This window comes from Nonomuraea sp. 3N208 (assembly GCF_052245935.1).
Lineage (GTDB): Bacteria > Actinomycetota > Actinomycetes > Streptosporangiales > Streptosporangiaceae > Nonomuraea.
Genome location: NZ_JBQQBR010000029.1, coordinates 73090 through 92162, shown reverse-complemented (window position 1 = coordinate 92162; position 19073 = coordinate 73090). Strand labels below are relative to the sequence as shown.

General features: G+C 67.8%; 17 protein-coding genes and 1 pseudogene. 14 read left to right on the top strand and 4 right to left on the bottom strand.

What is annotated here, in order from left to right:
* Positions 1 to 87 precede the first annotated feature (87 nt).
* Positions 88 to 831 carry a GntR family transcriptional regulator gene (locus ACTWPT_RS37575; protein WP_443182272.1) on the bottom strand — a complete coding sequence of 248 codons (744 nt, stop codon included), beginning with the start codon at positions 829 to 831 and terminating at the stop codon, positions 88 to 90.
* Positions 832 to 1270: 439 nt separating this feature from the next.
* On the opposite strand from ACTWPT_RS37575, the gene ACTWPT_RS37570 reads away from it, so the two are divergent.
* The 9 genes and pseudogenes from ACTWPT_RS37570 to ACTWPT_RS37530 form a co-directional block, all read left to right on the top strand.
* Complete coding sequence (locus tag ACTWPT_RS37570) at positions 1271 to 2638, top strand: extracellular solute-binding protein (protein ID WP_443182271.1); 1368 nt, start codon at positions 1271 to 1273, stop codon at positions 2636 to 2638.
* An 80-nt stretch (positions 2639 to 2718) separates the two neighbouring features.
* Positions 2719 to 3585 carry a carbohydrate ABC transporter permease gene (locus ACTWPT_RS37565; protein WP_443182270.1) on the top strand — a complete coding sequence of 289 codons (867 nt, stop codon included), beginning with the start codon at positions 2719 to 2721 and terminating at the stop codon, positions 3583 to 3585.
* Complete coding sequence (locus ACTWPT_RS37560) at positions 3585 to 4496, top strand: carbohydrate ABC transporter permease (protein WP_327585834.1); 912 nt, start codon at positions 3585 to 3587, stop codon at positions 4494 to 4496. Before ACTWPT_RS37565 ends, ACTWPT_RS37560 begins: the two co-directional genes overlap by 1 nt.
* Positions 4496 to 5563, top strand: coding sequence for an ABC transporter ATP-binding protein (locus ACTWPT_RS37555; RefSeq protein WP_443182269.1), 1068 nt, complete (start codon positions 4496 to 4498; stop codon positions 5561 to 5563). The genes ACTWPT_RS37560 and ACTWPT_RS37555 overlap by 1 nt, the downstream gene beginning before the upstream one ends.
* Positions 5563 to 6639, top strand: coding sequence for an ABC transporter ATP-binding protein (locus ACTWPT_RS37550; RefSeq protein WP_443182268.1), 1077 nt, complete (start codon positions 5563 to 5565; stop codon positions 6637 to 6639). Before ACTWPT_RS37555 ends, ACTWPT_RS37550 begins: the two co-directional genes overlap by 1 nt.
* Before the next feature lie 275 nt (positions 6640 to 6914).
* Positions 6915 to 8375: an NAD-dependent succinate-semialdehyde dehydrogenase gene (locus ACTWPT_RS37545; protein WP_443182326.1), complete on the top strand. Its 1461-nt coding sequence runs from the start codon at positions 6915 to 6917 to the stop codon at positions 8373 to 8375.
* On the top strand, positions 8372 to 8812 hold the full coding sequence (locus ACTWPT_RS37540) for an Ldh family oxidoreductase (RefSeq protein ID WP_443182267.1): 441 nt from the start codon (positions 8372 to 8374) through the stop codon (positions 8810 to 8812). The genes ACTWPT_RS37545 and ACTWPT_RS37540 overlap by 4 nt, the downstream gene beginning before the upstream one ends.
* 51 nt (positions 8813 to 8863) lie before the next feature.
* Positions 8864 to 10099, top strand: a complete 1236-nt coding sequence (locus ACTWPT_RS37535) for an iron-containing alcohol dehydrogenase (protein WP_443182266.1) — start codon at positions 8864 to 8866, stop codon at positions 10097 to 10099.
* 546 nt (positions 10100 to 10645) lie between these two features.
* Positions 10646 to 10879 (top strand): annotated as a pseudogene (locus ACTWPT_RS37530) (hypothetical protein); the annotation flags it as partial.
* 31 nt (positions 10880 to 10910) lie between these two features.
* On the opposite strand, the gene ACTWPT_RS37525 reads toward ACTWPT_RS37530, so the two are convergent.
* From ACTWPT_RS37525 to ACTWPT_RS37515, 3 genes are all read right to left on the bottom strand, one after another.
* Positions 10911 to 11624 carry an SDR family NAD(P)-dependent oxidoreductase gene (locus ACTWPT_RS37525; RefSeq protein ID WP_443182265.1) on the bottom strand — a complete coding sequence of 238 codons (714 nt, stop codon included), beginning with the start codon at positions 11622 to 11624 and terminating at the stop codon, positions 10911 to 10913.
* Positions 11617 to 12435: an SDR family NAD(P)-dependent oxidoreductase gene (locus ACTWPT_RS37520; protein WP_443182264.1), complete on the bottom strand. Its 819-nt coding sequence runs from the start codon at positions 12433 to 12435 to the stop codon at positions 11617 to 11619. The genes ACTWPT_RS37525 and ACTWPT_RS37520 overlap by 8 nt, the downstream gene beginning before the upstream one ends.
* 120 nt (positions 12436 to 12555) lie before the next feature.
* Positions 12556 to 13800 carry a PucR family transcriptional regulator gene (locus tag ACTWPT_RS37515; protein WP_443182263.1) on the bottom strand — a complete coding sequence of 415 codons (1245 nt, stop codon included), beginning with the start codon at positions 13798 to 13800 and terminating at the stop codon, positions 12556 to 12558.
* A 362-nt stretch (positions 13801 to 14162) separates the two neighbouring features.
* On the opposite strand from ACTWPT_RS37515, the gene ACTWPT_RS37510 reads away from it, so the two are divergent.
* Genes ACTWPT_RS37510 through ACTWPT_RS37490 form a run of 5 tightly spaced genes read left to right on the top strand, consistent with a single transcriptional unit; the run spans position 14163 to position 19063 of the window.
* Positions 14163 to 15032 carry a transketolase gene (locus ACTWPT_RS37510; RefSeq protein WP_443182262.1) on the top strand — a complete coding sequence of 290 codons (870 nt, stop codon included), beginning with the start codon at positions 14163 to 14165 and terminating at the stop codon, positions 15030 to 15032.
* Positions 15029 to 16039: a transketolase family protein gene (locus ACTWPT_RS37505; RefSeq protein ID WP_443182261.1), complete on the top strand. Its 1011-nt coding sequence runs from the start codon at positions 15029 to 15031 to the stop codon at positions 16037 to 16039. The genes ACTWPT_RS37510 and ACTWPT_RS37505 overlap by 4 nt, the downstream gene beginning before the upstream one ends.
* A 23-nt stretch (positions 16040 to 16062) precedes the next feature.
* Positions 16063 to 16881: an SDR family NAD(P)-dependent oxidoreductase gene (locus tag ACTWPT_RS37500; RefSeq protein ID WP_443182260.1), complete on the top strand. Its 819-nt coding sequence runs from the start codon at positions 16063 to 16065 to the stop codon at positions 16879 to 16881.
* The gene (locus ACTWPT_RS37495; protein ID WP_443182259.1) at positions 16878 to 18191 is read left to right on the top strand and encodes an ABC transporter substrate-binding protein; all 1314 of its coding nucleotides are present in this window, start codon (positions 16878 to 16880) and stop codon (positions 18189 to 18191) included. Before ACTWPT_RS37500 ends, ACTWPT_RS37495 begins: the two co-directional genes overlap by 4 nt.
* The gene (locus ACTWPT_RS37490; protein ID WP_443182258.1) at positions 18191 to 19063 is read left to right on the top strand and encodes a branched-chain amino acid ABC transporter permease; all 873 of its coding nucleotides are present in this window, start codon (positions 18191 to 18193) and stop codon (positions 19061 to 19063) included. The genes ACTWPT_RS37495 and ACTWPT_RS37490 overlap by 1 nt, the downstream gene beginning before the upstream one ends.
* Positions 19064 to 19073: the final 10 nt, after the last annotated feature.

Sequence of the window (19073 nt, the reverse complement as noted above, 5' to 3'; positions counted from 1 at the left end):
CTGCTTCTCCTCGCATCTGGGGCGGGTGAGGTGGATCCAATCCGATCCGATCGGATTGAGTTAGCATTCCTCGGCCCAGCCCGCCCGTCAAGCCTCTACCGCCATTCCGTCCGCGCCCTTGGCCTCGTCGAACAATCGTCGGAACCGCTCGCCGGACAGCAGGATGTGCCGACGCATGGCGTAGGCGGCGGCGTCGGGGTCACGCGCGGCGATCGCGGCCAGAACTTCTTCGTGCTCGGCCATGGCCAAGTGAGTGACCTGGGTGTCGTGGAGAAGCCGGAACAGGTGCACGTGCGTGTGCAGGCGAGCGAGCGCTTCGCGGATGACCTGGTTCTCCGCGCTCAGGGCGACGAGATCGTGAAAAGCGGCGTCGCGTAGCCCGAAGGCGCCATAGGCCATGGGCCCGCCGCCCCCCTCCAGCTCCGCCATCTCCTCCAGCATTCGTCGCAGACCGGCCACCTGCTTCAAGGATGCGCGTTCGGCGGATCTGCGCGCCGCTGCCGGCTCGAGGAGCAGGCGGACCTCAAGCATGTCCTCGAATCGGTGACGGGTGATTTGGGGGGGAATGCGATAGCCGGCATGGGGCACACGCACGACCAGGCCCTCGGCCTCCATGCGGTTCAGAGCGTCTCGAATCGGCGTCTGTGAGACCCCCAGCTCTCGCGCCAGGACGTCGATCGTGACGCGGGAGCCAGGCTCGATCCGTAGCGACATCATCTGTCCGAGCAGCGTGTCGTACACCTCGTCGGCAAGCCGGCCGCGAGATCTTCCCGGCGGCATTCCGCCCGTCATGGCCCCACGGCGCCGCGCGATCATCGCTTCGTCGTCCATCGTGACGTGAGGTCCTTTCTTGCGTCTTCGGGAACCTGTTGACATCGGTCGCAACACTGCGGGATGTTGACGCTCCCACTCGGATCGTATAGGAAAGGTGACGGATGCCGGCCATCCTTCACCCATCGGGGAACCGCCCGCCATCGCTCCGCTTCGATCAGTTGGAGCTCCCATGAGCATGCTCGACGTCCTATTCGGTTCGCCACCGGGCCGCACCAGGACCGAAGGACTTCTCGACTGTTGAAGCCCCATTACGTCGCGGCGTACTCGTGACGCCGGTCTGCGGGTCAGCCCCTGCGACAGCCGGCAACACGCCTGAACAACCCAGCAACTGCTCGGCGAAGCACGCAGCAAGGCTCCAGAAGTCCCCACCCAGAAAGCAGGCAAGAAGATGCGGTATCCAAAGCGAATAGGACGATTGTCCGTTCCCGGTCGAAAGGTGCAGCTGGCGACGGCGGCCATGTTAGTGGCCACGACCGTGGCGGCTTGCGGCGGCCAGGACGACAGCGCCCCCAAGGCACCGGCGACCATCCCGGAGCTCACCAAGGATCCGCTGACCCTCAGCTTCATCTGGTTCGACTGGCCCCCCGCCCACGCGCTGGAAGCCTTCGCGAACGCGGAGTACACCAAGGAGCGGTCGAACGTGACCATCAAGGTCAAGACCGTGCCGAACGCGAACTGGCACGACGCGATGTTCACCCAGTTCGCCGCGCACAAGACCGACTTCGACATCCCGATCCTGGACTCGCAACACATCGGCGAGGCCGTGACGAACGGCAACATCCTCGACATCACCGACTTCGTCAAGAAGAACATCGACGTCAAGGCCTACAACCCGTACCTCCTGGCGGCCTACGGCCAGTTCCCCCAGGCGGAGACCGGGAAGCGCGACGAAAACGCCAGCCTGTACGGACTGCCGCTGCTCGGCGACACCTGGACGATGATCTACCGCAAGGACCTGATCGGCGACAAGCCACCGCAAACCTGGGACCAGATGATCTCAGTCGCCGAGAAGTGCCAGGCGGACCACCCTGGCGTCAGCGGGCTGGCTTTCCACCAGGCCAACGGCTCCGACGCCGCGGCCGTAACCTACAACACGGTCAACGGCGTCTACGGCGGCAACCTCTGGGACCCCAAGACGCGCAAGATCGACGGCGTCCTCAACGACACTGCGGGCCAGGAGGCGATGGACGTCCTGGTCAACAAGATGAAGCCGCTGACCGCCAAGGGCTCCGGCAACTGGTTCATCGACGAGGTGAACGCGGCGGTCGCCCAGGGCAAGGCATGCATCGCGTTCAACTGGATCGCCGCGAGCGGCGGCCTGCTTGACCCGAAGCAGTCGACGCTCGGCACCACGCGGGAGCAGATTCTCGACAAGCTGGGTTTTGCCACCCTGCCGAGCCAGAAGACGAACCTGGTGCCTCTCGGCGGCATGGGGATGCACGTGTCGGCCTACTCCCCCAAGGCGAACCAGGCGGAGGCCCTGAACTTCATGAAGTGGTTCGAGCAGGCTGATATCCAGAAGAAGTGGGCCGCGGCTGGTGGCGTGCCATCGCGTACGGACGCCCTGGAGTCGCCCGAGTTCCTCAATGCCCAGCCGTTCAACCAGGTGTACACCGACTCGGTTCCGCGGATGCGGGACATGTGGAACGTGCCCGAGTACGCGCGCCTCGTCGACATTGAGAACACCAACGTGAACGCGGCTCTCAACGGCGCGAAGACGCCGAAGGATGCGCTAGACGACATCGCCAAGGAGCAGCAGGGCGTGCTCAACGCCAGCAGCCGCAAGGGCGGCGGCGGATTGTGAGTGACTCCGCCCCTCTGACGACCGACCACCCCGGGCAGGTGGCGTCTGCGACGCCGCCTGCACCGGGTCGGTCCCGCCGCTTGAGCGACCGCGGGCTCGCCGTGGCCTTCATCTCCCCCGCGCTGCTGCTGTTGCTCGCAATGTCGGTGTTCCCGTTGCTGTGGGCGTTGTACCTGTCTTTCACCGACTACTCGGCCACTCGCGGGGGGCCCGCCCAGTTCATCTGGTTCGGGAACTACACCGCCATCCTGACTTCGGCGCAGGTCCACCTGAGGGCCTTGACGACGTTGATCTACGTGTTCGGCGCGGTCGCCCTGCAGACCGTGCTCGGTTTCGCCATCGCCTACCTGATCTCACGGCGCACGCACGGGCGAGGACTGCTGACCACTCTGTTCTTGGTTCCGATGATGCTGTCGCCGGTCGTGGTCGGGCTGTTCTGGCGATTCATGCTCGACGCGCAATTCGGCGTGATCAACAGCGTGCTCGGCTCGCTCGGCCTGGGGCAGGTGGAGTGGCTCACCCGGCAGCGAACGGCACTGATTTCCCTGATCCTTGTCGACACCTGGCAATGGACGCCGTTCATCATGCTCATCGCACTTGCGGGCCTTACCGCGGTTCCCAAGTACTTGTACGAGGCCGCCTCGATCGATCGGGCGTCCGAGTGGTTCCAGTTCCGCACCATCACTCTTCCGCTGGTGTGGCCGCTGCTCCTCATCGCCGTGTTGTTCAGGGCCATCGAGGCCTTCCGGCTGTTCGACCTCGTCTACATCCTCACCAGCGGAGGTCCGGGGGTCTCCACCGAGACGTTGTCGTTCCACGTCTACAAGGTCGCGTTCCTGGGCTTCAACACCGGAACCGCCTCGGCGTACGGGATCCTCATGGTCCTCGTCGTCATCGTCCTTACGCAGCTCTACCTGCGCTACTTGAACAAGCTCAAGGAGGACTGATGGCCCTCTCCGTCGACGAGGCCGTGTCCACAGGTCCTGCCCGGGATCACACGCCCCCCGCGCGCCGCTTCGGCGGCCGGGGCCGCTCCGTGCTGGAGGTCGCGCTGCTGACCGTGCTGGCCGTCGTGATGCTCTTTCCGGTGCTGTGGATGATCGAGACGTCCATCAAGGAGAACCGGGACGTCTACGCCATCCCGGCCAAGTTCTTCGACTTCAAGGTCACTATGGACCATTTCAAGGACGTGTTCGTCGCCTCCGGCGGCGGTCGTTCGACCTTGTCCGTCTCGTTCCTCAACTCTGTCGTGGTCGCCGGGGTCTCCACGGCGCTGGCCACCGTGCTGGGGGTCCCGGCGGCCTGGGCCTACTCACGCTTCGCCGTGAAGGCAAAGAAGGACCAACTGTTCTTCATCCTGTCCACCCGCTTCATGCCGCCCGTGGTGGTCGTGATCCCGATCTTCCTCATGTACCGCCAAGTCGGACTCATCGACACCAAGCTCGGCCTGATCCTCATCTACGCCGCGTTCAACGTCCCGTTCACGATCTGGATGATGAAGGGGTTCGTCGACGAGGTGCCCGCAGAGTACGAGGATGCCGCCATGCTCGACGGCTACACCCGCTTGCAGGCGTTCTGGCGATTCACCCTTCCCCTGCTCCTGCCCGGCATCGCCGCGACGGCGGTCTTCGCACTCATCTTCTCGTGGAACGAGTTCGTGTTCGCCATCTTCCTTACCTCCAGCGACAACGTGCGGACGGCCCCACCTGCCATCGCCGGCCTCATCGGTGGAACCACTGTGGACTGGGGTCTCGTGGCCGCCGCCTCCGTAGTGTTCGCCCTACCGGTGCTCGTCTTCGCCTACCTGGTGCGCAAGCACCTCGTCGCCGGTGTGACGCTCGGGGCGGTGCGACGCTGATGGCGGGCATCGAGGTGACGGCCCTGCACAAGCGCTACCCGGACGGGACGGTCGCAGTTGATCACGTGGACCTGTCCATCGGCGACGGCGAGCTGTTCGTGATGCTCGGCCCTTCGGGTTGCGGCAAGACGACCACGCTGCGGGCCATGGCCGGCCTGGAGAGGCAGACGACGGGCGACATCCGCATCGGCAACACGCTGGTCAACGACCTGCCGCCCGCCGAGCGCGACATCGCCATGGTGTTCCAGTTCTACGCTCTCTACCCGCATCTGAGAACCCGCGACAACCTGGCGTTCCCACTGCGGGCCGAGGGACTGCCCAAGGCGGAGGTGCGCGAGCGGGTCGACGAGGCCGCCCGGCTGATGCGGCTCGGTCCGCTCCTGGACCGGCGACCGCGCCGGCTGTCCGGCGGGGAGCAGCAGCGCGTCGCGCTCGCTCGCGCCCTGGTGCGACGACCGCGCGCATTCCTCATGGACGAACCTCTCACCAATCTGGACGCGGAGCTGAGGGCGGACATGCGCACGGAGATCAAGCACCTGCAGGGGGAGCTGGGGACGACGATGGTCTACGTCACCCACGACCAAGTCGAGGCGATGTCGCTCGGTCACAGAATCGCCATCCTCAACAAGGGCCGCGTCGAGCAGATCGGCACGCCGCTGGAAGTCTACGACCGTCCGGCGAGTCTTTTCTGCGCCGCGTTCATCGGCTCCCCGCCGATGAACCTGATTGAGGTGGAGGTGGCCGACGGGAAGCTGCGCAGTCAGGGCGGACTGGCCCTCACGCCACCGCCAGGCCTGCCGCGCGACCGTCGTCTGGTCGCAGGCGTCCGGCCGGAGGCGCTGGAAGTCACAGAACCAGGGGCGGAACGTTCGGTCCCGGCCCGCGTGGTCTCGGCGGAGTGGCTCGGCGACGAAATCATCTACGTGGTTGACCACGGCGGCCAGCGCGACGTACGGGTTCGGATGCCACCGACTGTCCGTTTCGCCGCTGACGCACCGGTCGGGCTGCGGCACACCGGCGGGACCCCGGCGGTCTACGACGTGAGCACGGAAGAGCTGGTGGCCTGATGGGAACCGTGGCAGTGCACGGGCTGTGCAAGTCCTTCGGTAAAGTCCAGGCCCTGGACGGGGTGACGCTGGACGTACCGGACGGATCGTTCTTCGTCGTGCTCGGACCCTCCGGGGCAGGCAAGACGACGACCCTGCGAGCGATCGCCGGCCTTGAGAAGCTTGACGCCGGGTCGGTGCATCTGGACGGGAGGGACGCGACCGGTGACGCCCCGGCCGCACGCGACCTGGCCATGGTCTTCCAGAACTACGCCCTCTACCCTCGACACACGGCGTACGAGAACATCGCTTCGCCGCTGCGGGCACGCCGCTGTTCTTCGAGCGAGATCGCCGCTGCCGTCGAGCAGATGTCGAGCCTGCTGCACATCGAACGTCTGCTGCAGCGTCGTCCGGCGCAGTTGTCGGGCGGTGAGATGCAGCGTGTCGCCCTGGCCCGGGCACTGGTCCGTCGCCCACGCGCGTTTCTCATGGACGAGCCGCTGACGAACCTCGACCTCAAGCTCCGCGTCGAGATGCGCACCGAGCTCACCCGCATCCACCGGAGCCTCGGAGCAACCTTCGTCTACGTGACCAACGACCAGGTCGAGGCCCTGTCCATGGCCGACCAGGTCGCGGTCCTCAAGGAGGGGAAGGTGCAACAGGTCGGAACGCCGGCCGAGGTGTACGAGCGTCCAGCCAACCAGTGGGTCGCGGGATTCGTCGGGAGCCCGCCGATCAGCCTGCTCGCCTGCCACGCCGAGGGAGATCGTCTGGTCGGGGCGGAAGGCTGGACGCTGCCGCGGCCCCGCTGGACCACGGCTGAGGACGGTCGTCCGCTGCTGCTGGGCCTGCGCGCGGAGGACCTGTCCGTCGAGCAGCGTGGGGACGCGTCGTTGTCGGGTGAGCTCTACGGCCTTGAGCCACTCGGTGACCGAACGGTGGTCGACGTCCGAGTGGGGACGGAGATCCTCAAGGTCAAGGCACGAACCACCGTTACCGGTACGCCGGGCGAGCGGCTGCTTGTCACGGTCGACCTGGACCGTGCGCACCTGTTCGATGCGCGCACCGGGCTGGCGCTGTCCGAGGCCGGGAGGTAATCGCGCAGGGCGGCGACGTCAATATGCGCCCGCACGTGGCAATCGAGCCTCGGCGGACCGTCACTGGTGAGCACGGCCTGACGACGCTGAAGCAGCCATGGCCCGAGAAGGCGATCGGTGGCGCGGGGCGTCGCCCTGCAGCCAGGGCCAAGGTCACATTGACCCGCTCGGCAACCTCGACCCCGACGAGATCGGGTGACCCGTTCGTCAACGCGCGTGGCGCGATCGCTGAGGTCACGCTGGACATCACCAAGAACATCACAGGAGGCGACGCAATGAGTGACCCGATGAACGTCCTGGCCCCCGAGCACCGGCGGCTCCGGATTGGCGACGCCTGGCGCGACGCCGCCAGCGGAGCCACCTTTGTCGTCGAGGACCCGGCCACCGGCAAGACCATCGCCGAGGTGGCGGACGCCGACGTCGTTGACGGGCTCGCCGCTCTGGACGTGGCAAGCAAGGCAATGGCGGAGTGGGCGGCGACCCCGCCGCGAAAACGGTCAGAGTTGTTGACCGCGACGTACCGGGCACTGACCGAGCGATCCGAGGAGGTCGCCCGGCTGATAACGCTCGAGATGGGCAAGCCGCTCGCGGAGGCTCGGGGAGAGGTGGCCTACGGCGCCGAGTTCTTCCGTTGGTTCGCCGAGGAGGCGGTGCGCGTCGAGGGGCGCTACAACACCGCTCCCGCTGGTGGATATCGCGTCCTCACCGTGCCGAGGCCGGTCGGACCGTGCGTCTTCGTGACGCCCTGGAACTTTCCGTTGGCCATGGGTGCCCGCAAGATCGCTCCTGCGCTGGCGGCGGGCTGCACGACGATCACCAAGCCAGCAGCCCAGACGCCACTCACCATGCTGTTCCTGGCCCGCATCATGGAGGAGGTCGGCGTTCCCCCGGGCGTCGTCAACGTCGTGACAACCAAGCGTGCCGGCGAGGTGGTCTCAGCACTGCTGGCCGACCGTCGGACCCGCAAGCTTTCGTTCACCGGGTCGACCGAGGTCGGGCGCGTGCTGCTACGACAGGCGGCGGACAACGTGCTGCGCACCTCCATGGAACTGGGCGGCAACGCGGCCTTGATCGTGTGTGCCGACGCGGACCTGGACGTCGCGCTCGACGGTGCCATGGTGGCCAAGATGCGCAACATCGGGGAGTCCTGCATCGCGGCCAACCGAATCTACGTCGAGGAGCCGGTGCGCGAGGAGTTCACGGCGCGCTTCGCCAAGCGGATGGGCGCGCTCTCGGTGGGCCATGGTCTCGACGACGGCGTGGACGTCGGGGCGTTGATCGACGAGGCCTCGGTCACCAAGATCGACGAGCTCGTCGCCGACGCGGTCAATCGCGGAGCCCGTGTCTTGGTGGGCGGCGAGCGTCCGGATGGGCCGGGCCACTTCTACCCGCCTACGGTCCTCGTCGACGTGCCCGAAGACGCGCGGATGCTGGAGGCGGAAATCTTCGGCCCGGTGGCCCCGATCATCTCGTTCACGTCCGACGACGAGGTGATGGCGAAGGCCAACGACACCGAGCACGGCCTGGCCGGATACGTCTTCACCCGTGACCTCCAGCGGGCGCTCCGGTTCGCCGAGGGGCTAGAGACGGGGATGCTCGGCATCAACCGTGGTCTGATTTCGGACCCGTCAGCTCCGTTCGGAGGTGTGAAGCAGTCCGGGATCGGCAAGGAGGGGTCGCACGAGGGCATCCTTGAGTACCTCGACGTCACCTACGCGGCGATCGACCTACCGTGACCGGCCTGCTGCTCCGGGTGCCCGCCGAGGATCACCGCGCCCTGCGCGCACATGACCTGACCGGCCTCCACCCGTGGGGCGGGACCCGGGCCATGGTCGGCACGGATCCGCTGGCACCAGGGGACGCCGTCGACTCCGCCGGTGTACGCGCCACAGACGCGGCCGCGGCGGTGGATGGGGCGATCAGCCCTTTCGGCGGTCCCAAAGGCTATGCCCTCGGGCTCATGATCGAGGTGCTGGTCGCGACCTTGACTCGTACCGCCCTTGGCGACGATGTCCGCGGGACCCTCGACCCGACTGACCAGCCCACCAAGGGCGACGTCTTCATCGCGATGGACCCGAGGGCGCCCGGGCACGACCGAGTCTGGGAGCCCGGCGCGCGCGCCTGCGCCACCCGGCCGCCAACCTTGCCGGCGCCGTCCCGGTCTCGCAGGTGACCCGGACGTCCGCCCAGCAAATCACCGCCGACGTTCCAGAGAGGCACTGACATGCTTGAGACCGTCCGCGGACCACGCCAGCTGATAGTGGGCGAAGGGGTCGCGCAGAACATCCCACGAGTGGTGGCCGAGTGTGGCTCGCGAGTCCTCATCGTGACCGACCGGGTTCTTCTGGGGCAGCCGGGCGTGGCCGAGATCGTGGCCGCCGTGCGGGAGAAGGTCGAAGTCGTCGGGGTGTTCGCCGACGCGACTCCGGACGTGCCACTCACCGATGTCGCCCTGGCCGTCTCGGTCGCCGCAGAGGTGGACGCCGACGTAATCCTCGCCATCGGGGGTGGCACGGTGATCGACCTCGCCAAAATCGTCGGCGTCATCCGGTGCCACGGTGGGACGCCGCGCGACTTCTACGGGGAGTCGAAGGTGCCGGGGCCGACGATGCCTCTCGTCGCGGTCCCGACGACATCAGGCACCGGCTCCGAGCTCACGCCCGTCTCGGTGTTGACCGACCCGGACCGCGAGCTGAAGGTGGGAGTCTCCAGCGTCCACATCGTGCCCGACTTCGCCATCGTCGACCCCGAGCTCACCTACACCTGCCCTGCGACCGTCACTGCCCACTCCGGCATCGACGCGTTTTGTCACGCGGTGGAGAGCTACACCGCGCGACCCCGGGCCCACGGACCGCGCGACCCGGTGGAGCAGGTCTTCCTCGGCCGCAACCCCATCACCGATCACTACGCGCTCCTGGCCGCGGAGCGGATCGCCCGCAGCTTGCCCCATGTCGTCAGGGACGGAGGCGACAAGGACGCGCGCGCGGACATGTCCTATGGGTCCATGCTAGCCGGGCTCGCGTTTTCCCACGCAGGCAACGCGGCTCCGCACGCTCTTCAGTACCCCATCGGCGCAGCCACCCACACACCGCACGGCCTGGGCGTCGGGCTGCTGCTGCCCTACGCGCTGGACGCGGCCAGGGATGCCATCGGCGACCGGTTGGCCATCCTCGCCGGGGTGTGCGGGCTCGACGTGACCGACGCCTCGGATGCCGAGGCCGCAGATACGTTCCTCACCTGGCTCGACGGGCTCCTTGCCGACATCGGCATCCCTAGCACCTTGGCGGACATCGGCGTGGCACGCGCCGACCTCCCGCGCTTCGCGGAGATGGCCAGTGGCGTCACCCGCTTGATCCAGAACCATCCAGGCCCGACCGACACCGCCAGCCTGACCGCGATCCTCGAAGCGGCCTGGCTCGGGGACCGGACCCGACACGTCCTGACGCCGGAGCAGAGATAGTGACGGGCCTTTCACATGACGACGAGTTCGCTGCCCCCTGGGTATCGGAATTGTCGGCTACGCCTTAATGGGAGCCGCCCATTCCCAGGCCTGGCGCACGGCTGCGCGCCCACCAGGCCGGCCACGGCCACAACAGCCACAACCCCACGGGCCCACCTCGCTCCACGCGGTGACATAACGTGTGGGTGCCCGAAACTCGGCTGTTGAGGCTGACCTGGGGGTTTGGCGTTTCAGCGTTGGCAGGCATGATCGCGTCCATGGCGCTACGGCTGGTTTATCTGATCTTCGTTCGGCTCGCGGGTTGGCTGGTGCTGCTGGCTCGCTCGCAGAGTGCCATGCAGTCATGCAACTCCACACTGTAAACGGCAAAGCACTGGCAGTCACTAAGAGGGCGAGATCTAGATGGGTCAGTCGAGGACAGGCGTCTCACAACCTCTCCTCAACAGTGACGGCGACGCGCGCCCCCATCATCTCTGAGCGGGCGGCCCCGCCTACCACAACGGGCACTCAGCCGACCCATCCCCGCCTTGCACGTCTACGCGTACATGCCGGTGTATGTCTACCTGTACGCCGACAGCCGTCACCGACACCGGCTCGGCCGCGTTGAACTGGCGGCTGTTCCTGCCCGAAAGCTGGGACGACACCAACGGCCAGGACCCGGACCGAGGCGGTGGCCGAGACGGCGCCCTACGCCGGCGTCGGCCGCCGTCCGGTGGCCGCCAACTCGTGACAAGCCGTCCAGCCTGCGCGAGCTGGTGCTTGCTACGGGCCGTTCGCTGAGGCACCGGTCACCGGTTCCGCACATCATGGTCTAGATCAGGGTGTAGCCGCCGTCGGCCAGGAGTTCGGTGCCGCAACAGAATCCTGCGCCGTCGCTGAGTAGGAAGCGAACCGCTGCGGCGACCTCGGTCACCTCGCCGAAGCGTCCCACCGGGATCGAGTTCAGCCAGCTCTGGTGTTTGTCCGGGTCGAGGTCGAGGAAGGGCGTGCGGGTGTAGCCAGGGGAAACGGCGTTGATGCGCACGCCCCGTTTGGCCCACTCGACGGCGAACGTGCGGACCATGCCCATGACTCCGGCTTTAGCGGTGTTGTAGTGGATGATCCTCATAGGTCCGGGCACGATGCTGGTTCCCGCGTTCGACGCGATGACGACGATGCGTCCCGCGCCCGCCGCGAGCATCCGGCGTCCGAAGGTCTGGCAGGTGAGGAACACTCCGCGCAGGTTCACCGCGAGCACGGCGTCGAAGTCATCGATGGGCAGGTCCTCCGCCGCGATGTCGGGCCCGCGGACCCCGGCGCACGCGACGAGGGCGTCGACCCCGCCCGTCGCTTCGGCCGCGCGCTCCAGCGACACCGGATCCCGGACGTCGGCCTCCACGAAGATGCCGGCGGGACCCGGGCGTAGGTCGAGCGCGAACACCTCGGCGCCCTCGGCCAGCAGTGACTCCACGATGCCCAGCCCGATCCCGCTCGCTCCGCCGGTGACCGCCACCCTGCGACCGGCGAACTCCGGTGTCTCAGTCATGGGGGAGTTCCAGGTTCTCGGTCGTCCGGTCGAAGGCGATCGTCGGGAGATCGACGGCTCCCGCCCCGGCGTCGGCGGCGATCACGGCTCCGGTTATCATCGACGCCTCGTCCGAGCACAGGAACGCACAGATCGTGGCGATTTCCTCGGGTCTGCCGGCCCGCCGCAGTGGCACGTCCCGGGTGACGACACCGTAGGCGTCCTCGCGGGTTATCTGCCGCTGACCGGCGAGTTGGTCCATCTGAACGTCCGACATCTCGGTACGGATCCACCCTGGGCACAGGCAGTTGGCCCGGACTCCGACCCGGCCGTAGTCGCGGGCGATCGATCGTGTCAAGCCGACCAGGGCGTGCTTGGTCGTGACGTACCCGACGACCTCGGGCGCGGCGGCCAGGCCGGCGATCGACGAAACCAGCAGGACGTTGCCCTGCCGTGGGATCAGTTCGCGCAAGCCTTCCCGCACGATGGTGAAGGCGCTGGTGAGGTTGGCGGAGATCGTCGCCTGCCATGCGGCGTCGTCGACGTCGAGGGCCGCACCGACATCGTGCCCTCCGGCGTTGGCGACGATGATGTCGAGCCCGCCGAAGTGGCCGGTGGCCGTCTCGACAGCACGGCGGGCGTCGAGGGTCTGCGAGGCATCCCCGATCGCGACCACGGCTCCGATCTCGTCAGCTATCGAACGCAGCGGTTTCTCACGCCGCCCCATGATCACGACGTGTGCGCCTTCCGCGACGAACTTGCGGGCGGTGGCGGCACCGATGCCGGTGCCGCCGCCAGTGATGAGTGCGACCTTGCCGTGCAGCCTGAGCATGCTTGTTGGACCTCCTAGTGCCGCCGGGGTGGTCAGCGAAGTGTGTTCGCCGCGGCTCCCGCGCGGCTATGTGCGCTCGCGCCAAGTGCGGTGAATTGGTTTGGGGAGTCTTTACAGGGCCTATCGCTCGACCATTGACGCATGGAGCGTCAGCGCCGCTTCGAGTTCGAACCGGCGTTCGAGCACTGAGTGTCCGAGGAGCGTTTCGGCCTGGCGGATCCGGTAGACGAGGGTGTTGTAGTGAATGCCCAGCCGCCGTGCGGTCCGGGCCTGGTTGCAGTTCTCGCCGAGGAAGGCGCGCAGGGTGGAGCGCACGCGTTCCGTCGCCTCGTCGCAGGCCGCGAGGGCGCCCAGCTCCCGGTTCATGAACCGGCCGGCCCGCTTGGGATCGCTGCTGAGCAGTGAGACCGCGCTGATCGTACGGTAACGGACGGGCCTGGATCCGGTACGCCGCCAATCCTGGCAGAACCGCAGTGCGTGCAGGGCTTCCCTGTGGCTGTCGGCGAATCCCTCCAGGCCGAGACCGACGTCGCCGGCGGCGATGATCACACCGTCGGGCGGCCGTATCTCGTTCACCAGTTCGTCGACCGCGTCCGGCGACATCTTCGAGGGCACCTCGACCCACGCCCACAGCGTCGCCGTCTCGGCCTGCACGACGAGGGACCGCGCCCCGAGCCGCCGTGCGAACTGCGTGACGACACGCTGAGCCGTATGGACGTCATGGGGAGTCAGCGGAGCACCCGGCACGGCCAGCAGGAGGGCCACATGCCCGCCGCTGAGCGGATAGCTCAGTGTCAGCCCGGCCGACTCGGCGTCCTGCTCGGTTTCGCCGAGGAGCTTGCAGACGAGCTCGGCATGCCTGGCCGCCGCCCCATTCTTGCAGCGCTGCAGCTCGGCGCGGTATTCACCGATCAGCGCTGCGGGAACCTGGTCGAAATAATCGAACAGGAAACTCGCCGACGCCTCGAAGAGGTTGCCGAGCAGTGCCGGATCGTCGGCGCGCGCGGTGAAGGCCCGTGTCCAGGTGCGCCAGAAGTACCGGTGGCCGACCTCGTAGGAGTGCATGAGCACGGAGAGATCGGTTCCGTGCCACGCGAGATCGCGCGCGTAGACCACGGCCTCGTGCGGGGGTGACGGAACGGCCAGGCGGCCACCGTGTCTGAGCAGGTCGAGTTTCATGTCCAGGTTGGCCAGATTGCTGCGCCGGTAGGATGCGCTGTCGATCACGCCGGGAACCTGGTCGATGATGATGGTGGACACCTCGTCGACCAGGGACTCGACGGACGCCGCGAGCCCTTCCGCGGTGTCGCGGAACACTGCCGCCGTCTCCGGGCCGGTATCGGTACGCCTTACAACCGCCGCCATCATCGGCTCCTCTCCCTGGCCACGCCAGCGCACGGCAGTGCGCTATCTGCCGCGCTGTCTCGCATGTGGACGGCGGATCGAGGGTGTGGCGAGCGCTTCAGATGTTACGTAGCGGTTTCGCCTCGGCGCAAGGACGTAAACGCTGGTCGAACCGCGATTGTGGGTATCCCACGGCGCCCGCCGCGTTCGTTGGGCATTCATCACGTAGCTGTCCCGACTCCCCGCCCGGATCATCTACGCCAGAGCGGCGGACCTCGCCGCCAGAAAGGTAAGGGGGGCAGGTGCGGGGACCACAGATCCACGACGACGACGTCCCGGCGGAGCTCCAGCTTGAGCGGGGGCGTGTGCCGGAGGGTGCCGATATGGATCAGCGTGCGGCCGGGTTGCGCCGCGAGGTGATCCGCCTCATCGACCGGGCCGGGATGGGGCACTATTCGAGCACCCTGTCCTGTACGGAGATCCTGGTCACGCTTTACTTCCGGACGCTGCGGCTGCGCCCGGAGAAGCCCGCTTGGCCCGACCGGGATCGTTTGCTCCTGGGCAAGGGCCATGTCGCGGTGGGGCTCTGGCCTATTCTCGCCGACCTCGGCTACCTGCCGCCGGAGGAGCTCGACACGTTCGGGCGTATCGGGAGCCGCCTGACCGATCACCCGGACATGACGACTCCGGGGATCGACTTCAGCTCCGGGGCGCTCGGCCACAACCTGTCCGTCGGAGTCGGCATGGCGCTCGCCGGGCGCCTGCGCGGCTCCGACCACCGCACTTTCGTCCTGCTCGGCGACGGCGAGTTGCACGAGGGGCAGGTGTGGGAGGCCGTGATGGCCGCTTCCCACTACGGGCTGGCGGGCCTGGTGGCGATCGTCGACGCCAACGGCTCGTGTGCCGACGGCGACACCTCGGCCGTGATGAACATCGAGCCGATCGCCGGGCGGTTCGAGAGCTTCGGCTGGCGCGTCGCCGAAGTAGACGGTCACGACCTGAAGGCGCTCGCGGCGGCCCTCGACGCGCTGCCGGAAGAGCCGATCGGCCCTCCGACCTGCGTTGTCGCCCGGACCCTGAAGGGCAAGGGGGTGTCGTTCATGGAGGCGGACCCCACGGGCTGGCATCTGGGCTTCCTCGGACCGGCCGACCGCGACCGCGCACTCAGGGACCTCGGCGAAGACCTTCTGAGAGAAGACCTTTCGGGTGAAGACCTTTTGGGCGAAGACGTGGTGGGAGAAGAGCAGGCATGACCGGTGAGCAGGCGGCCGCCGCCATGGCCGATCCGTTCAGCTTCAACATGGGCGCGGCCGAGGTGGGCGGCGGTGCCGCGATCGGCCGGGCACTCGCCGATCTGGCCGACGAGCGCGACGACATCGTCGTGGTGACCCCCGACATGGCCGTCACGCCGGTGGGCGGCGCCTTCGCGGCCCGCCATCCGGACCGGCTCTTCGATCTGGGGATCGCCGAGAACAACGCGGTCTCCGTCGCGGCGGGCATGGCGGCGTCTGGATACGTCCCGTACGTCATCATGATGGGCGCCTTCGCTTCGCTGAAGTGCGCTGAGCAGATCCGCACCGACCTCGCGTACAACGCGCTGCGGGTCCGCGTCCTGGCCGCCTGGTCGGGGCTCGCGATGGGGTACTTCGGGACGAGCCACCACGCCGTCGAGGAGATCGGGCTCGCCCGGTCCATTCCCGGCCTGACCGTGGTGGCCCCGAGCGACGACGCCTCGGCACGGGCGCTGCTGCGGTCGACCGTCGATCACCCGGGTCCGGTCCTGTTCCGTCTCGGAGACGGGGAGGAATCGGACGTTCACCGCTCGGAACCGCACGTCCCGCGCGGCGCCATGGTGGCGGTGCGGGCCGGGGGCGACGCCACGGTGATCGCCACCGGCAGGGGCGTCCAGGCCGCGGCCGAGGCGGCCGATCGCCTGGCCGAGGAGGGCATCCGGGTCGAGGTGCTGGACGCGCTGTATCTCAAGCCGCTCGATGAGGAGGCCATCGTCGAGGCGGCATGCCGTACCGGGCGGATTCTCACCGTCGAGGAGCACAACGTCGTGGGCGGGCTCGGTACGGCAGTCGCGGAGGTGCTTGCCAGGCACGGGGTCGTCGCACATCTGGCCCTGCAAGGGCTGCCGGACGAGCGGCTCGTGGCGGGCCTGCCCGCACAGCTCTACGAGCGCTACGGGCTGACGCCCGCGGGCGTCGAGCAGCGGCTTCGGAGGCTGGTCGTGGGCCCGCGGCGGCGCGCGACCTGATGGTAACGGACTTGGAGATGACGATGGATTTTCGTGGCAGGACCGCGCTGGTGACCGGGGCGGGCGGCGGGATCGGCAGTGCCGCGGCCCTGCGCTTCGCCGCGGGCGGGGCCAACGTGTATCTGGTCGACGTCGACGGCGCACGACTGGAGCAGGTCGCCGACGCCGTGTCGCGCGCCGGCGCCGGAGTCGGGTTCCGCGTCGCCGATGTGACCCTGGCCAAGGAGGTCGAGGACTACGTCGCCGGGGCGGTCGAGACGTTCGGGAGCATCGACGCGTTCTTCAACAACGCGGGCATCGAAGGGCCGGTGGCCCCGCTGGCCGAGTATCCCGAGGACGGCTTCGACCGTGTGATCGCCGTGAACCTCAAAGGTGTCTTCCTGGGGCTACGGCACGTCCTGCCAGTCATGCTCGATCAGGGCCGCGGCGCGATCGTCAACACCGGATCGCTCGCGAGCGCGCGAGGGCTGCCCCTCACCGGGGCGTACAACGCGGCCAAGCACGCCGTGCTCGGGCTGACAAGGACAGCGGCGGCGGAGGTCGGATCGCGGGGGGTCAGGGTCAACGCCGTACTGCCGGGAATGATCGACACTCGGATGCTCCGGTCGCTGGCGCATTCGCTGAACGACGGCGACGTCGACGGGGGAGTGGCCGCGATGGCGGGCAGCGCGCCGGCCGGGAGGCCCGGCACACCCGAGGAGGTCGCCGCTGTCGTGTGCTTCCTGGCCTCGGACGCCGCCAGTTATGTCAACGGGGTGGGCTGGCCGGTGGACGGCGGAGCCCTGGGAACGATGGGCAACTCGCACAGCGCCACATCCACGCAAGGAGCACGAACACCATGAAGCGAAACAAGCTGACACTATGGGCCGTGGTGGCCGCGGCGACAGTGGGGCTTGCCGCGTGCGGGACCGCCACCCAGACCACGACCAGCAAGGACAAGCTGGCGGGCCTGAAGGTCGACAAGAGCCAGGTGAAGTGCGGCCTGGGCACCGGCAAACCGGCGACCGGGGCGCCCATTGCGATCCGCGCGCTGGTGAGCGCGAGCGGCGGCGTCGACTTCACGTCCTCGCCGAAGTCCGCGTCGGCCTTCTTCTCCTGCGTCAACGCCAACGGCGGCATCAACGGACGGCCCATCGACTATAAGTACTCCGACGACGCGCTCAACCCGCAGAACTCCTCGGCGATCGCGGCGGGATTCGCCAACGACCCGAACGTCGTGGCGCTTGCCGGGGATGCTACGTTCATCGGCTGCCAGCAGGCCAACGACCAGTACGTCAAGAAGAACCTTTACAGCATCACCGGCGTGGGCGTCCCCCGGTCCTGCTTCCACTCGTCGAACATCGCGCCCATCAACGCCGGGCCCCGGATCTCCGCGCTGTCGACGGTGCAGTACTTCGCCTCGCAGGGCAAGGCGAAGCGGATCGGGCTGATCGGTGTGACGATCCCGGGGACGGGCGACTGGGAGGTCGAGGGGGTGGAGGGATACGCGAAGCAGAACGGCCTGCAGGTCGTCAAGACACTGCTGCACAACCCGGGACTCCAGGACGCCCAGCAGTACGTCACCAGGATCAAGTCGGCGGACCCCGACCTGTTCCTCATCATGGACCCGGCCTCCGACGCCGTGGCGTCCCTCAAGGTGGGGCAGACGCTCGGCCTGAAGGACAAGTTCCACTGGGCGTGCCTGGCATCGTGTTATGACGCCAGCCTCCCAGGGCAGATCGGGACGTACTGGAACGACAGCTTCGTCGCCAACTCCGAGCTGCAACTGGTGGACGCCTCCACACCCGACAATCTGCTCTGGCGTCAGGTGCTCGAGGCCTACGGCGAGCCGAGCTACCCCCGTGACACGTTCAGCCAGGCCGGATTCCTCTCGGCGAAGATCCTTACCGAGACACTGCTGAAGCTGGATCCCGCCAAGATCGACCGGGCCACGGTGAGCAAGGCGATCCTCGGCATCAAGAACTACAGATCCGACATGCTCTGCGCGCCCTGGTACTACGGCGAGGCGACGGAGCACAACGCCAACCACAGCACGCGCATGGTCATCGTGAAGAACGGTGTCTACGTGGCGGCCGGGTCCTGCGTCGATGCCCAGGACCCCGACCTGACCGCCATCCGTGCCGCCGAACAGGCCCAGGGCCTGGTGGGCTGATGCTCAGCCTCGCCATCATCGGCGTCGGGGTCGGATCGATGTTCGCGCTGTCCGCCGTCGGAATGCTCGTGCTGTTCCGCACCACCGGAGTGCTCAACCTGGCGTTCGGCGCCCTCGGCGCGGTGGCGGCGTTCGCGGCCTGGGACATGTCGCCGGGCGGCCAGGTCGGCTGGGGCGCCTACGTCGTGGGCGCCCTGGCCGCCTCCGCCCTGTCGGTGGTGTACGGAGCGGTCCTGGGACCGTTCCTGGCCGCGCGGGAGCCTGTGGTCAAGGCCACGGCGACGCTGGGCTTCGCGCTTGTCCTGCTGGGGATCCTCGAGTGGCTGTTCCCGCAGTCGGCCGTGATCCGGGCGGTGGGCCTCCCGATCGACCAGGCCGGATTCGACCTCGGCGAGACGCGGATCACCGCGGCCCAGGTGGTCGCGCTCACGCTGGCACTGGTCGTGACCGGCGCGACGATCGTCTTCCTGCGGATCTCTGACACCGGGCGGGCCATGCGCGCGCTGGCCGACGACCGCGAGCTCGCCTCGATGCTGGGGGTGCGCGTCCGGCGTGTCGAGACCCTGTCGTGGGCGGTGAGCGGACTGCTCGCCGGGGTGTCGGGGCCGCTACTGGCGAATCTGAGCAACACGCTTCAACCCGAAGCTCAGGTGTTCCTGGTGATCCCCGCTCTGGCGGCGTGCGTGATAGCCCAGCTGCGGTCGATCCCGCTGGCCCTGGCCGCCGGGGTGCTGGTGGGCGTGGCCATGGAGGTCAGCACCTACAACGATGACCTGGCGCAGTACCACCAGGTCGTCCCGTTCGTCTTCGCCGTGCTGTTCATCCTCTACCAGCAACGGCACCGGGTGATCTCGATCGCGGCCGCCCGATGAATAGGAAGGC